Source organism: Gluconobacter sp. OJB (genome assembly GCF_039638275.1).
Lineage (GTDB): Bacteria > Pseudomonadota > Alphaproteobacteria > Acetobacterales > Acetobacteraceae > Gluconobacter > Gluconobacter cerevisiae.
The window spans coordinates 2,626,547-2,642,098 of record NZ_JBDIWH010000001.1 but is presented as its reverse complement, the minus strand read 5'-3'; the positions used below and the strand labels follow the sequence as shown (position 1 = coordinate 2,642,098).

Here is a 15,552-nt window from a genome sequence, read left to right as displayed (position 1 = left end):
TTTTGTATTTCGTATAAATTACTAACATATTGCGTGGTAAAAGTGCTGACCCAGCTTTCCCTTCGTCATCTGACCCTTCTGGGTACGTCCCTCCTTGGCTCCACGTTCGTTCTCATGACGGCGGAAAGCCGGGCTGCAACAACACAGCCTGCTCCGGCACACTCAGCTCCAGCCACACACAAACACTCTCGCCCGGCTCCTGCGCTCGTAAAGGCGAAACCCGCTCGGACGCCAAAGCACGAGACCGAGGTTTCAGGGGGCACAGAAGCGCTTGTCGTGACGGGAACACGCGAGTTCGGCAAAAAGGCACGGGATTCGATCGCTCCTGTGGATATCGTCACGAATCGTCAGCTGACGGGGACGGGTCAGCCCACGTTGCGTGACTCTCTGGCACTCCTGCTCCCCTCCCTGACAGTGCCAACGGGAGGATTCGATGCCGGTGCCCTGACCGACAGCATTTCGCTGCGTGGCCTTAACCCTAACGAGACGCTCGTACTTGTGGATGGCAAGCGGCGCCACACCACGGCCAATATCTACGCCGATGGCGGACCGGCGCAGGGGTCCACACCTGTCGATATCGACATGATCCCCATGGCCATGATCGACCATATCGAAGTCCTGCGCGACGGTGCGTCCGCCCAGTATGGATCTGACGCCATTGCGGGTGTAGTCAACATCATCCTCAAGAAGCAGAACCATGGTCTGACCATGCGCTCGAACACCGGGATCACGAGCGAAGGCGATGGTTTCCAGCAGGGCGTGTTCATTGATGGCGGCCTGAACCTGAACAATCGCGGTTTTGTCCATATCGGCGGCGATTTCGTTCATCAGGACCACACCTTCCGCTCCGGAAACGACAACCGCACCAACACCGACGTCAACCAGCTTCTGGGACAGCCCGAGCAGACGCGTGAAAGCGTCGCCATCAATGCCGGCTATGACATCACCGATGATATCCAGGCCTATGCCGGTGCGACCTATGCGCATCGTCATGCGGAATCCTATCAGAACTACCGCCTGCCCTCTTCGCTCGCCAAATATCCGGGCTACGCGGCAATCTATCCTTATGGCTATTCCCCCATCGAGGCTCTGGAAGAAGACGATTATGAGCTGACGGCTGGTCTGAAAGGCACTCTGGCAGGCTGGCGCTGGGATGTATCGTCCGTTTTCGGACGCGATTACGATGCCCTGAACGCCGACAGCACCACGAATGTGGGGCTGTACACAGCGACGGGCGAGACCCCGACATCGTTCGCAGCGCAGTCCTATAACAACACGCAGTGGACAAACAGCGTGGATCTGAGCCGTAAGTTCCGTACGTCGTTCTGGCCATATGCCATCAACGTCGCAGGCGGTGCGTCCTATCGCTATGAAGCCTATGCAATCGGAACCGGCTCTCCGGCCAGCTACAAGTACTCCAGTTCTGATGGTTTTCCCGGTACCAACCCGGCCAATGCTGGAAAATGGTCCCGTGACGTTGCGGCGGGCTATCTCGACATCTCTACCAACCTGATGAAGCACTGGCAGGTCGATCTGGCCGGACGCGTCGAGCACTATACGGATGTCGGCAACACCAAGACCGGCAAGGTCTCGACCCGTTACGATTTCAGCCCGCGCTTTGCGATCCGCGGCACGTTCAGCAACGGCTTCCATGCCCCGACGCTGGCGCAGGAGCATTATTCCGCGCTGTCCGTCTCGCCGACCGCTGCCAGCGGCATTATTGCAGCAAACTCCCCCGGAGCACTCGCCAACGGCGCATCAGCGTTAAAATCAGAATCCTCCACGAGTGCCGAAGGCGGTATCATCGTCGAGCCGGTCAAGAAGCTGCACGTCACTGTCGATGTGTATCAGATCGACCTGCGGAACCGGATTATGCCGGGTGGGTCCATCTACGGATCTCAGGCTCATAGCGCGCTTGAGATGGACGGGTTCAATCTTCCCCCGGGATCTGGAAGCTGGACGGGTAGCCAGCTTGCCACACACTGGTTTGCCAATGTCGCCAATACGAGGACGCAGGGACTTGATCTGAGTGCGACCTATCCGACCGATTTTGGGCGTTATGGCCATGCGGACTGGGATGTCGCCATCAATCTGAACCGCACGCGCCTGCGTCATCAGGCCAGCAGTTCGACCGGAGCACCACTTCTGACCGCACAGTCGATCGCTTATATCACCACGGCTTATCCGCGCAGCAAGATCATCTTCGGTGGCACCTGGCGTTCTGCCGCCAACAAATGGGCAGTCTCGGTTCATGAGATCCGTTACGGCGAGACGACGTCTCAGCTGACCTATTACACGGGTCCTTATAGCTTTTCCTCAAGCCACTATCGGGAGTTCCCAAATCTGCCGAAATGGACGACGAACGCCTCCGTAACTTACAATATCACGCCCAAATGGAGTGCTACCATCGGGGGGAACAACATCTTCGCCAAGTTCCCGTCAGTTGTTCCTGAAGGAAACCGCTATCTCGGCGTACCCAAGTACTACATGAGCACATCGCAGCTCGGCATGAATGGTGGCTATTATTATCTGGACGTTTCAGCGCGCTTCTGATCGTCCTTGGGCAATGCGGAAAGTATGCCGCATTGCCCAACCCAATCTGTGAAAATCAGACTTTGCGGATTGTACAGAGAGAAGCGATATGGCGTCTGCACAATGCCATATCGGGAGATGCGCTCTGTTTGCAGGCCAGTTCGAAAGCCTGCGTTTCCCGTGCTGCCTGTTCAAGTGCCGCGAGAGGCCAGCGATCCAGCGCCTGACCGAAAGCGGCCGTACGTTTGAAAAACACAGGTGGCTTCAGGGATTTCATGGCTTCGGCCCGCCCCTGCCCGTCCTGTACAGCCTGCGCAACTTTCTGGAGCCGCACCAGAACGCCCAGAACAGTTCGCGCCACCGCTACGGGATTGGCACCATCGGCCAACGCCCGTTCGAGCGCCTGATCGGCCATCATGCGATTTCCGCACAGAGCTGAAAACGCGGCATCTTCCAGTGAATTTCCACCGGCATCGCCAACACAGTCCTGAACAGACGACAGATCAAGACGACCATTGGGACCGGCATACAGCAGAAGTTTTTCGACTTCGCCTCGAACACCACTGCGGTCAGCGCCCAACACACCCAGTAGCCAGATGAGGGCATCGCGATCGATTGTGACACCCGCCTGCGCGAGTGCTTCTGTCACGGTCTGGGAAAGAGCCCGGCCTTCTTCAGGATAGCAGGCGATGGACGCAACCTGCTTGTGGGCTTCAGCCAATGCGCGGAGCTTCGAGCGGGCCGTGATTCCCGGAGCTTCAATAACGACCAGAGCATCTGTTGTCGCATCCAGCACACGCTTGAACAGAGGCGCCAGACTGTCCTGCCCATCACGCACCCAGACGACACGCCGCCCCCCGATCAGCGAAAGCGCGGTGGCTTCCTCTTCAAGACGATCCTGCGTTTCCCGGTCTAGCTGCGCCACCTGAAACGGATCATCCGTTGTTCCTGCCACCCCTCTGACCGCCTGCGCGGCCCGTTCCCGAATAAGACCCGTATCTTCCCCATGAAGCACGATGGCCCGCCAAGAACCGGCATCGTCCAGTGTGCGCCCGATATTCCGTGCGTCAATCTTCACCACTTACTGGGCGGAAGTGCTGGTCGTGCTGTGGGAAAGACGACCGGTGGCAGATGCCGGGAAGCCGTCAACGCCCGTTCGATCCGTCGCTGCGTTGCCGTTGTCGTCTGGCATCCGGTCTGTATTCAGATAACGCGGCAGTTCGTCAGGAGCGGCTTTCTCGGGCATGTTATGATTACGGAACCAGATCGCGAGCTGCTGCGTCACGGTCTGGGCCAACGTGTCGGAAACACGCGCCTGAAGGGTTTCGTCATTCAGGGTCTGGGCAAAATACTGCTCGAAACTTGTGTTGAAACCGTCCAGCGTCGTCGCATCCCCCTGCGCCAGCATGCGCGGATTCTGCTCCACCGTTATAAGAACCCAGTGCGCCGACCCTGTGCTTCGCGTTCGGCCGGACGTATTGTCCTGATGGATGTCGACCGCTTCCTCATTCATGCCGGAATAGACTTTCAGCATGTACTTATGAGGATCTTCCGGCCCGGCACCCGCCAGATTTTTCTGCAAAGCCAGACGCAGCAGCTGGCCATAACGCCCCGGAATGTTGTCCACATAAACTTGGGCCAACTCTTCCGACATATCGGATTTCGGGGTCAGCTTTCCATAGAGGGGTGAGAAACCACACCCCCCTAACAAAAGGAAAGCCGTGAGCAGAAAAGTACCGCGACGGTCAGACATCATCCGGCAACCACGAAGTTGACGATCCGGTTCGGGACATGAATTTCCTTTACCAGACGCTTTCCTTCAAGAAGACGGGCCACGTTTGGCTCGCTTTTAGCTGCGGCAAGCACCTCGTCCTTCGGTGCATCTGGCGGGACTTCGATAGTCCCACGCAGCTTGCCAAGGATCTGCACGCCAATCGTCACGCTCTGGACGGCAAGCCATTGCTCCTCCGGCTCAGGCCAGGGGCGATCCACAACCAGCGCACTTCCCGGCTCGAGAACTGCCATCATGTCTTCCGCAAGATGCGGCATCATCGGCGCGGTCAGCAGGCACAGGACACGCGCGGCTTCTCGACGGGCCGCAGCGATACCGTCTCCCTCGAGACGCTCGGCCTCAGCCAGTGCCGAGGTCAGTTCATGCAGACGCGCCACGGCAACGTTCGGCGTAAAGGCTTCGAGCGCTTCACCTACAGCGGCGATGGTCCGATGTGTGATACGACGCAGATCTTCCCCCGCAACGCCATGGACACTCTCGACAGCATCACGACCCGCAACAGAAGCGACCAATCGGTGTAGTCTCTGACCGAAACGGGCCGCCGCCGCGACACCGGAGGCCGTCCACTCCATATCCCTTTCAGGCGGGCTGTCAGACAGAACGAACCATCGGGCCGTGTCGGCGCCATAGTGTTCAATGATGTCGACGGGCGACACCGTATTGCGCTTGGATTTGGACATTTTTTCGGAACGGCCGATCTGAACAGCCGCACCCGTGTCCCGCCGCACAACCGTGTCACCACGACGCTCGACTTCTTCAGGATACAGCCAGCCGCTCTCGTCACGGTAGCTTTCATGCGTCACCATGCCCTGAGTGAAGAGACCCGCAAACGGTTCGTCCACATCCAGATGGCCGGTTTCATGCATAGCTCGGGTGAAGAACCGTGCGTAGAGCAGATGCAGGATCGCATGCTCGATGCCGCCGATATACTGATCAACGGGCAGCCAGCCATTCGCCGCCGCCGGCACCGTCGGGGTCTCGGCATGGGGGCTGGTGAAACGGGCAAAATACCAGGAACTGTCAACGAAGGTGTCGAACGTATCAGTCTCGCGAACAGCAGGCTTGCCGCAATGCGGACAGTTTACCTGCTTCCAGGTCGGGTGATGGTCGAGCGGATTCCCGGGGCGGTCAAAGGTCACGTCTTCCGGCAGGATGACGGGAAGCTGGTCGTCGGGAACAGGAACCGGACCACAAGTCTCGCAGTGAATGACGGGGATCGGGCAGCCCCAGTAGCGCTGGCGGGAGATGCCCCAATCACGCAGACGCCAGTTCACGACGCCTTTTCCGGCTCCCAGACCTTCGAGACGCTCGATCACCTTCGTGCGGGCGGTCGCCGGGTCCATTCCATCCAGAAAACCTGAATTGAACAAGGCCGCATCGCCAGAAACAGCCTTCTTACCCAAAACGAAGGTCTCGGCATCCTGCCCCGCAGGCAGCAGGACCTGCGGAACAGGCAGGCCGTATTTACGGGCAAAATCAAGATCGCGCTGGTCGCCACAGGGGCAGCCAAAGACGGCGCCGGTTCCGTAATCCATCAGGACGAAATTGGCGATCCAGACGGGAGCCGTCTTTTCCGGGTCCAGAGGATTTGCGACACGTAGTCCGGTATCAAAACCACGTTTTTCCGCAGCTTCGATGACTTCTTCCGACGTTCCGAGACGACGGCATTCTTCGATAAAGGCGGCTGCCTGCGGGTTACTCTCGGCAACCTTGCGCGCCAGAGGATGTTCCGCCGAAATTCCGACGAAGCTGAGACCGAACAGCGTGTCAGGGCGCGTCGTGAAGACTTCGATGCTGTCCAGATCCGCGTCATAGCCACCAGGTGGCTGATGCAAGGCAAAACGAACCCGCGCGCCTTCGGAGCGGCCAATCCAGCGCTCCTGCATCGTCCGCACGCGCTCTGGCCAACGATCCAGCGTTTTGAGATCATCCAGCAGCGGCTGGGCAAATTTTGTAATCTTCAGGAACCACTGGGAGAGCTTCTTTTTCTCAATCAGTGCTCCCGAGCGCCAACCGCGGCCATCTACGACCTGCTCGTTCGCAAGAACTGTTTCGTCAACCGGGTCCCAGTTGACCAAGGAAGCACGGCGCTCAACCAGTCCAGCCGACAGCATGTCGACGAACAGCTTCTGCTGTTTACCGTAATATTCGGGGAGGCAGGTTGCGATTTCACGATCCCAGTCCAGCGAAAAACCAAGACGCTGGAGCGTGCCGCGCATGGCCGCGATGTTATCCATCGTCCATTTGCCGGGATGAACATTTCGCTCACGTGCCGCATTTTCTGCTGGAAGACCGAAGGCATCCCAACCCATCGGGTGCATGACGGCAAAGCCGCGGGCCCGTTTGTAACGCGCAACCACGTCCCCGAGCGTATAGTTCCGCACATGTCCGACGTGAAGCTGCCCGGACGGATACGGAAACATTTCCAGCACGTAGTATTTCGGACGGTCGGCCGGAGGGACGTCAGGAACGGCAAAGGTATTCCGGCGCTTCCATTCGTTCTGCCAGAAGGGCTCGCGGTTCTGGAAATCGAATGCGGGGGCTGGGGTATCGTTCATGTCTGGCTCAGTTGTCCCGCTCGCCATTTTCGGCACGCAACTGACGCGCGCGCGTCAGGATACGGGTGGTGATGTCGGAGGTTGTGGTGGCGGAGACCGGGGTATCTTCCCACTGGCCATCCTGAAGAACCTGCCGGAAGACGGAAACCCGCAGGGCATCCGAACGCAGGCGGCGGTCCAGAACGTAGGCCGCAATTTTGAAACGCTCGTTCTGAGTGGCGGAAGGCTGGTACCAGTCCGTCAGGATGACACCACCCACGGCATCGGCAGACGCCAGCGGCATGAACGACAGCGTATCGATCGCGCCGCGCCACAAATAGGCATTCACCCCGCCACGAAGCTCGTCGGCGCCGCCTTCGGCTCCACGATCCACACCCAGAAGATGATTGCGCGGGGCAGTCAGAGTGCTGGGATCGCGTCCACCGCCGCAGGCGGAAAGCGCACTGAAAGCCAGACACCCAAGGGCAAGACGGGCCGCTGGTCGGTGAAAGGGTCGAAGAACGGTCAACTGGATGCGAGACATCATGGGTGGTCCTGCGGGCCGCGCCAGGGCCGGTCACAAGCAAGGATACAGACTGGCGAGGCCTGTAGCCGGCAACTTCTTGAGTGTTCATATCGCGCCGACGGCGCAAGGCCAAGCACCTGACGGAAGATGTTCCTATCCGGCAGCCACACCTGCCTTGCTCAGTACCTCAGCCAGTCTTGCCTGCTGCACAGGTTTTGCAAATGCGAACCGGCTGACAACTCTGGAAACTGTCAGATCAGGCACCAAACGAAGAAGGTGCCGACAGGCCTGATGAGCCTCATCCGGAAAAGCTCCCAGTTCAGTCAACGCGACAAGATAGTACACCAGAGCGCTCGGGCAGGATGGATACAGACCAGACATCAACCGCCCCATAGAGATGACTTCTTGATACTCTTGGCCCAACAACAGAATCATCATGAAGGCAGGTCGCAGGAGTTCAAGGAACTGCGAACGGCACCCATTTTGCAGAAGAATTTTTACGTTGCGAATAGCTGGCTTTGTCTCTCCCCGTAGAAGCTCCAGAACAATATCAGCCATCAGACTGTCAGGAGAATCTTTTTGATTCCCTTCATTGCAGGAGATGCGCTCAATAGCATCCTGAACGACTGATACAGCTGTACTGTGACTTGCAGGATCATACATCAGATAGGCGGCCAACAGGACCTCGACTGCGTGCGTATCCGGCATAAGTAAGATCGCAGCCCGCACACTACGCAGGCCACGAGAGAAGAGAGCGTCCGCTTCGGCACTCCATTCATTTTGAAAACGTACATAGCAGTACATCGCATCAATAAGAGCGATGGTTCCGTCGGTCTTTTCAAGACCCTCCGCATCGTTCAGCAGAAAGTCAATTTTTTTAAAAAACGACGAATCATGCTTTAAAAGAAGGGTGAAAGCCCTCAATGCCATACCCAGCGGCGACAGCTCCATGTCAGGACGTCCTGCCGTGCGCCGGGCCTCAGCAACAAAAATACTCCACTGCATGGCCTGCGCCGGGGTCAGCATGCTGTTTCGGGCCTGATCAGATCCAGAAGATGGGAAATCGTAATGCGTTCCCCAGATGATAACACCGTTGCGTCGTGCATCGAGCACGCGAAGGATCAGACGATTTTCGACACCGTCTTCCCCGCCACGCAGACTTGTGGAGATGACGTAGTCTGCCCCAAGAGCCTGATAGGCCGCCACGGCGTTCACCGGGTCCGAAAGGGAAATATCGGGAACTGCGACGATATCAAAGGTTCCCATGCTTACAAACATGAGTTCCAACTGGTCTCGGAAAAGCTGCCCACATTGTAAAAGCTTTTCATCGAAACATATTGGTGCCTGAAAAATCAGGGAGATTTTTCGGGACTCTGTGCCAGAAGGATTACGGGCAGCATAATGCAACGGCAAGGCCAGCATGGGGTCTGGCCGGGGCATAGACATCGAAAAAGACGCATCTGAAGTGGGTGCGGACGAGGCTGCCTGAGAGATATCTCTCGACAGCTCTCTACTGGCGCTCTCTATTCCGATACCACTAATCAGCGCCTGTGTAGTCGGGGCCAATATATGCCCTTCGACATTTCCGAGCACACTCGTCATCTGCTCGACAAGCGCAGCCGCGCGCACGTGGTCCCCACGGTGAAGAGCCGTTTGTATTCTGGTGCGCCAGGCAACCTCACTGAAGCTGTCGAACTTCAAAAGGCGCTCAGCCATCTCCGCAACCTGATCCGGATCCGTAAACTCCCGGACAGCACTTTCATAAAGCTGTTGAAGATGGCCGGTGAGTCGCTCTCTTTGCTGGGCAATCCATTCGTCTAACGCCGGATCAACACCAATCAACTCTCCAAGAAGCGGCTCATCTGACCAGACCACACTGTCGATCGTTCGAAGACTAGCCGTCAGAAGTCTTTCGGCATCTACCGATGTCAGGGCTGGTTTGAGGGCGAGTGAATGCCGCTGAACGTCGATGACATCCACACCCAGCGGGCTCAACGCGTCCAGAAGGCGATGAATTTCTTGCCTGAGAGAAGCACGGGCCATGTCTTCGGGCCTTTGACTCCACAACAATTCAGCAAGACGGGACCGCAGAACCGGCTTGCGGTCAGATAGAGCCAGAATTGCCAGGAGAGCACGCGTCTTCCCACCCACAGGAAGCACACTGTCTCCCATGAGGGTCTTCGCTTCCATCTGCCCAATCAGCTTCAGACGCAGAAGAGTGGGGTCAGTTTCTCTGACCTGACGGGACAGACTATCCATCATCTTTATTGCTCCCACGATCAGCACCCCAGATCCAAAAGCAGAGAGCTTTCAAGCCACTTCAACGCAACATCACAAGCAACGCAGATCATGGCAATTTTCAACCCAGTCAAACCTGTCCCCTGGCCAGAGAGATATTCTGTAGGATGACAGATGCGAACGCGCTCTATCCTACTCAGGATTTGGCACTACCAGAAAAATAATCACCCTTTGATAAAAAAAGGCGTAGCGCAAAGCCGTAACAGAAACCTCGATCACAAGAATACCCAGAAAAAGTTTAAATAGCCTAAACAAACGCTACCATTCTTTTTTCGTCCACACATCTCGTCCCTGCAGGTTCAGATTTTCCACCTTTCCATTAACAATTTACAGCTTGCAATATCTGTGGTGCGTTTGTGGCGCAGGCATGGTTGCACAAACAGAGAAACCACAATATGTTCAAAGAGGTTTGTCCGCGTAGCTCAGCAGGATAGAGCACAGGATTCCTAAGGCTTTAGAATTGGGCGCCATGATGGGAAACCGCATGGTGGATTTGCTCAAATTCGGGGAACGCTCTGATCATCTCGATCGTGCCAATCCCGAGCCAAGCGTTCTGGTGCGCTGGAACGAAGGTGTAGAGACTGTACGGGCAACACCTTGGCTATGTTATTCGTAGCTGTGGTGAAGAGACAGTCCAGACCACAAACATGCCTTGCGGCATGGCGGTGAAAACCGAAGTGGTAAGAATCCTGGGGCCGGAGGTTCGAATCCTCTCGCGGACACCATACGTACAAAATTGCTGTTTTCCTCTGATATTTTACAATTCGAGGGCTACGTTTCACAGCGATAATCTGCGCTATGATTTCTCTTGCCAGCTTTTCCCAAGCTTATGACCCCTTGATGGGATTGAGCAAAAAAGATGAACGCCTCTTTTTCACGAAGAACCACAGCAGGTTGCGGGTGGAAAACGCGCACATTCCGAGCGGAAACATTGCAGCCAACCACAATGGAAGATCTCTAAGTTTCTTCATGACCGACCCGTCAGGTCTGTGACCACACAAGGGCAGTGACCCTGCCCGACAGCCTGCGATGGTTGCTAGCGGACCGGAGCGGGTCGTCATTCGCTACGGCAGGTAGTCTATCGTCTTCTTCTCCATCGTCCCCTTCGCTGAAACCGTCATGTTCCAGCTACGAACCTTAAGCTGACTGCTCACACAGGTAGGCTGCCAGACCGTTTGATTTCACGGATCGAAAAATGCGTATGCATTTCCTTGATACATCCCAGCATCCGGATCTGTCGCATGGAGAGTGCGTGAAAATCCTCCATGTCCCGCACTATTATTTGCAGCAGATAGTCATATTTCCCTGAGACATTATGACAGGCAATCACTCCAGGCATTTCCGAAACTGCTTTTTCAAATCCGGTCATCGTTTCTTCGGAATGGTCGTCGAGCATGATGCTGAGGAACGCGAGAAGATTAAGACCGAGTGCCTTTGAGTCCAGCTCCGCGTGATATCCCGCGATACAGTCGGCTTCCAGTCGCTTCAGTCGTTTCCAGCAGGCGGGCGCGGAGATACCGATCCTCTGCGCCAAATCGCTGTTACTCAGGCGTCCATCTGCTTGCAGAATCCGTAAAATCATACGGTCGATCTGATCCAGTTTCATCATTCACTCAAGTTAATATTCTTTCTCATAAGCGTCCATGAATCCATATTTTTGAAAGCACATTTTGCCAGAAATTTCCTACGTTCGCCGGGAATGGAGGCAAAATGCTTAATAGAATGAATGATCGCACATTTTTGGCTCACGCTGCTGTCAATCCATCGGAGCATCACGGCTTTATCAATCCCGCTATCTATCGCGGTTCGACCGCTGCGTTCCCTAACGTTGCTGCTCTGGCAGGCGGGAAGCAACCCTACCGTTATGGCCGCTGGGGCAATCCAACCTCAACTGCACTTTGTGACGCCCTCAGCGCTTTGGAAGGAGCTACCGGCACGCTGCTCTGTCCATCCGGCCTGACGGCCTGCACCACGGCGATCCTGGCAGTTTGTGGTTCAGGCGATCATCTGCTCGTCCCTGACAACGTTTACGGCCCGGTCCGGCATTTCTGCGATACTGCGGCGCGGCGGATGGATATCGAAACCACCTATTACGATCCCCGCGTCGGGGCTGCCATTGCTGAGTTATTCCAGCCTAACACGCGGGCTATTTTCCTCGAATCTCCCGGCTCCGGGACGTTCGAAATCCAGGATGTTCCCGCTATCGCAGCCGTAGCCCATCAGCGTGATATCTGCGTTCTGATGGATAACAGTTGGGCAACACCTCTGTTTCTGAAACCACTGGAACTGGATGTTGATATTTCCATCATGGCCGCCACGAAATATATTGGCGGTCATTCCGACGTGATGCTGGGCACGATTGCCTGCGGCCCCCGTGCGTGGGAGCAGGTCAGAGACATGCATTTCCAGCTTGGCCAGTTCGTCGGGCCAGACGATGTGACACTCGTTCTGCGCGGATTTCGTACCCTTGATGTCCGACTGCAACGGCATCAGGAGAGTGCGTTGACCATGGCCTGCTGGCTGGAACAACGGCCGGAAGTTTCGCGCGTCTTTTATCCTCCCCTCCCCTCTCACCCGGATCATGCTCTATGGCGGCGGGATTTCCGTGGGGCCAGCGGTTTGTTGTCATTCGTGACCCGCAATTCGTCATCGGAAGCCGTAGCAGCCATGATTGACGGGTTGAAGCTGTTCACGATCGGGTACAGCTGGGGTGGCTTCGAAAGTCTGGTATTGCCCGTAAATCCCCGTTCCATACGGACGGCAACACAATGGACAGAAACGGGGCATCTCATACGGCTGCATATCGGCCTGGAAGACGTTGATGATCTGATAGCCGACCTCGAAGAGGGGTTCAGTCGGTTCAGAGATATCTCCGGCCACTGAGAACGGTTCCGTAAATCGCGTGCTTTCCCCTATCGGGGGTCACGCACACAGAGGGGCACATGCGATTATACGGAAAATGTTTCTGGCAAACATACCGAGCAATGATCATCTGATTTTTTTGGATTGCGCTGCGATATATTTTTATTTTCGGCCTATCTGCTGCATAGAGAGCAAACCTCAACCTCAAGGAATCATTCTGTTGCACAAAAACCGGATGACGCTGCTCATTCTTGCCGCAATGATACTGGGAAGTCTGCTCGGGGGCGTTGCGCATGCGTTTTTCCCAGATCCCGCAACCCAGCAGTTGATTGCGGGGAACCTTTCGATCGGTTCAACCGTGTTTTTGCGGCTTATCAAGATGATTTTGGCCCCTCTGATTTTCTCAACACTCGTTGTAGGGATCGGTCATATGTCTGATGCTGCAGCGGTTGGCAGGATCGGCGGCAAGGCTATGCTGTGGTTTGTCTGTGCGTCATTGTTCTCTCTTACTCTCGGCCTGATACTCGTAAATATTTTCCAGCCCGGCGTGGGCATGCACAAAGTCAACACGCTGGCAGATACTCATCTGGCAGCTCATTCTCTGACTTTAAACGGCTTTATCCAGCATATGGTCCCGGATTCCATTTTCCGCGCAATGGCGGATAATGAAATTCTTCAGATTGTCGTTTTTTCAATTTTCTTTGGGATTGCCTGCGCATCCCTCCCCGCTAAAGCAAAAGTCGTTCTGGAGTGGACGGAAAGCCTGTCGCATATTATTTTGCGGGTGACAGGATACGTCATGATGGTTGCCCCTTTGGCCGTTTTCTGCGCCATGGCGGCCACTGTCACAACGAACGGATTTTCCATTTTAAGCATCTACGGAAAGTTCATGGGCGAGTTCTATCTCGCGCTCGCAATTCTCTGGGCCTCGCTGATTGGTGTTGCGTTTGCTTTCCTTGGCAAACAAGCCAGAAAACTTATCGACCTGATGCGTGAACCATTCCTCCTGGCGTTCTCAACGGCGAGTTCAGAGGCTGCGTATCCGCTCATTCTGGAGCAGTTGGGCAAGTTGCCCGTATCTCGAAAGGTTTCGTCTTTCGTCCTGCCGCTTGGATATTCCTTCAATCTTGATGGCACGATGATGTACTGCACCTTTGCCAGTATATTTATTGCGCAGGCGTACGATATTGCATTGCCCTGGAGTACTCAGATTACCATGCTCTTTGTGCTGATGCTGACAAGCAAGGGCATGGCAGGAATTCCGCGAGCATCTTCCGTCGTAATTGTCGCAACACTTGGACAGTTCAACATTCCGGAAGAGGGAATTTTATTGATCCTCGGCATCGACACCTTTCTGGATATGGGGCGATCCGCCACCAATGTGATCGGGAATTCTTTAGCCGCAGCAGTGATCGATAAATGGGAAACACGGCGCCTTATCTAGGCGCAGGATTCATTCTTTTTTGCGCTGGTAAGCAGCCCTTGCCGCCAGCCTGCCAAAAGCCGAATGGTTATGGCAGGTTCTGGCCCGTTCGAAACCAATGAGTTCAAACGGGCCAGATAGATCATTAGTCCAGCCGAATGGAAGGGCGGACAAAGCCTTCCACCCAGTCTGAGAAAAACGAGATCAGACCGCGATAGTATCCGAACAGTTCGATTTGATGCTGACGATACAGCATAATATGTCCCAGCCTCGCCGACAGGCCGTGAGAAAATCCACCACCCCAGACAGTTCCTCCTGGCAGGGCAGCCCAGCCGTTGTATTTGCCCAGCGCCACGATGGCACCTTTGTTATGGAAGATGCATCCTGGCACATCCCGTCCATGCTCGATCCAGGCTGGCAGATGCCGCCCCAGATGATTGGCCTGCTGTCGGGCAACCTGTGCCGTAGCCGGCAAAGGATCGTCTTCGATGAACGAGCAGTCTCCCATAGCGAAGATATTTGGATCATCCTTCGACGAAAGATTGCCGTTGACCAGGAGCTGTCCTGACCGGTTCAGTGACAGACCGCCATAAGTCTGAGTAACCTGCGGAGCTTTTACGCCAGCAGCCCAGACACGAAGTTTGGCCGGAACATGTGTGCCATCCTTGAGAATGAAACCGTCGGCATCCGCTCCGGCAACACGGGCACTCGTTCGGACCGTGACGCCAATCCGCTCCAGTTCATTTTTGGCAGCTTCAGAGACTGATTCAGGGAAAGCGGGCAAAATACGCGCCCCGGACTGCAGCAGCGTGACATGCAGCTTGGGGGGAGTCCGGCCGAAAGCATGCAGGCTGTAGGGATCTACAATATCAAGTGCTTTGTGGAGTTCCGCCGCAAGCTGCGTCCCCGTTGCACCTCCGCCGACAATCGCGATATCCAGTTCCGAAGTATTGGCGAACGCCTTTAGTAATTCCATACGGAATTTTTCATTGAAGTGGTTGGCATCGACTAGGTTATCGATCGGCAGGCAATGCTCCTTTACGCCTGGCGTGCCGAAATCGTTGGCACAACTCCCAATCGCCAACACCAGTGCGTCATAGCGCAGGGTTCGGCTATCCAGTACGAGGGTACCATCCGAAGCATAAAACGGACTGAGAACTACTTCCTTCTTGTCCCTGTCAACCGAAACGACCTCTCCGGGCCAGAATTCAAAATGATACCGGCTGGCCTGCGTGATAAAACTGACGCGGTCGTTTTCATTCAGAACGGTTCCGGCAGCGAAGCAGTGCAGCATCGGTTTCCAGACATGGGAAAAGCTTTTGTCAATGAGGGTAACGCGGGCTTTGCCGCGCTTTCCAAGCGATTTTCCCAACTGGGTCGCCAGTGAGAGTCCGGCCACCCCTCCGCCAACAATCAGAATTTCAGGACGAGACGTCATTGGTTTACAAGCCTCTGTTTGCACGGCTCCTGTCAGAAAAACCATATTTACCTGAGTAGAAGAGGTTTTTCTGGCACGCTGAAAGCTCCGGATGACGAAGCGTTATCCGCTGGCTTCAAGATTCATGCGTTTTTCTTGAGAAAG

General features: G+C 55.5%; 12 protein-coding genes. 5 read left to right on the top strand and 7 right to left on the bottom strand.

Translation table 11 applies throughout. The features are described from left to right. The first annotated feature begins 114 nt into the window (after positions 1 to 114). A complete protein-coding gene (locus ABDK74_RS12270; protein WP_408874510.1) occupies positions 115 to 2,553 on the top strand; it encodes a TonB-dependent receptor plug domain-containing protein in 2,439 nt (812 codons plus the stop codon). A gap of 55 nt (positions 2,554 to 2,608) precedes the next feature. Here ABDK74_RS12270 and holA read toward each other — a convergent pair whose 3' ends face one another. The 5 genes from holA to ABDK74_RS12245 all read right to left on the bottom strand — a co-directional run bounded on the left by holA (position 2,609) and on the right by ABDK74_RS12245 (position 9,649). Next, the gene (gene holA, locus ABDK74_RS12265; RefSeq protein ID WP_346004226.1) at positions 2,609 to 3,610 is read right to left on the bottom strand and encodes a DNA polymerase III subunit delta; all 1,002 of its coding nucleotides are present in this window, start codon (positions 3,608 to 3,610) and stop codon (positions 2,609 to 2,611) included. 3 nt (positions 3,611 to 3,613) lie between these two features. Next, positions 3,614 to 4,285: a hypothetical protein gene (locus ABDK74_RS12260; protein WP_194255042.1), complete on the bottom strand. Its 672-nt coding sequence runs from the start codon at positions 4,283 to 4,285 to the stop codon at positions 3,614 to 3,616. Continuing rightward, a complete protein-coding gene (leuS, locus tag ABDK74_RS12255; RefSeq protein ID WP_346004016.1) occupies positions 4,285 to 6,882 on the bottom strand; it encodes a leucine--tRNA ligase in 2,598 nt (865 codons plus the stop codon). Before leuS ends, ABDK74_RS12260 begins: the two co-directional genes overlap by 1 nt. Before the next feature lie 7 nt (positions 6,883 to 6,889). Then, positions 6,890 to 7,408 (bottom strand): DUF3576 domain-containing protein, encoded by a 519-nt coding sequence (locus ABDK74_RS12250; protein ID WP_346004015.1) that lies wholly within the window; start codon positions 7,406 to 7,408, stop codon positions 6,890 to 6,892. Between the two features lie 132 nt (positions 7,409 to 7,540). Next, positions 7,541 to 9,649, bottom strand: a complete 2,109-nt coding sequence (locus ABDK74_RS12245; RefSeq protein ID WP_346004014.1) for a hypothetical protein — start codon at positions 9,647 to 9,649, stop codon at positions 7,541 to 7,543. Positions 9,650 to 10,169: 520 nt separating this feature from the next. On the opposite strand from ABDK74_RS12245, the gene ABDK74_RS12240 reads away from it, so the two are divergent. Both ABDK74_RS12240 and ABDK74_RS12235 read left to right on the top strand, forming a co-directional pair. Next, complete coding sequence (locus ABDK74_RS12240) at positions 10,170 to 10,301, top strand: hypothetical protein (protein WP_346004013.1); 132 nt, start codon at positions 10,170 to 10,172, stop codon at positions 10,299 to 10,301. Positions 10,302 to 10,483: 182 nt separating this feature from the next. After that, complete coding sequence (locus tag ABDK74_RS12235) at positions 10,484 to 10,678, top strand: hypothetical protein (RefSeq protein ID WP_346004012.1); 195 nt, start codon at positions 10,484 to 10,486, stop codon at positions 10,676 to 10,678. A gap of 157 nt (positions 10,679 to 10,835) precedes the next feature. Here the strand turns inward: ABDK74_RS12235 and ABDK74_RS12230 are convergent, their stop codons facing one another. Further along, entirely contained in the window at positions 10,836 to 11,294 is a 459-nt protein-coding gene (locus ABDK74_RS12230) for an Lrp/AsnC family transcriptional regulator (RefSeq protein ID WP_346004010.1), read from the bottom strand. 113 nt (positions 11,295 to 11,407) lie between these two features. Here ABDK74_RS12230 and metC point away from each other — a divergent pair, with 113 nt between their 5' ends. Both metC and ABDK74_RS12220 read left to right on the top strand, forming a co-directional pair. Beyond that, positions 11,408 to 12,568: a cystathionine beta-lyase gene (gene metC / locus ABDK74_RS12225; protein WP_346004009.1), complete on the top strand. Its 1,161-nt coding sequence runs from the start codon at positions 11,408 to 11,410 to the stop codon at positions 12,566 to 12,568. 214 nt (positions 12,569 to 12,782) lie between these two features. Then, entirely contained in the window at positions 12,783 to 13,991 is a 1,209-nt protein-coding gene (locus ABDK74_RS12220) for a dicarboxylate/amino acid:cation symporter (RefSeq protein ID WP_194254984.1), read from the top strand. A gap of 124 nt (positions 13,992 to 14,115) precedes the next feature. On the opposite strand, the gene ABDK74_RS12215 is transcribed toward ABDK74_RS12220, so the two are convergent. Further along, positions 14,116 to 15,408 carry an NAD(P)/FAD-dependent oxidoreductase gene (locus tag ABDK74_RS12215; protein WP_346004008.1) on the bottom strand — a complete coding sequence of 431 codons (1,293 nt, stop codon included), beginning with the start codon at positions 15,406 to 15,408 and terminating at the stop codon, positions 14,116 to 14,118. Positions 15,409 to 15,552: the final 144 nt, after the last annotated feature.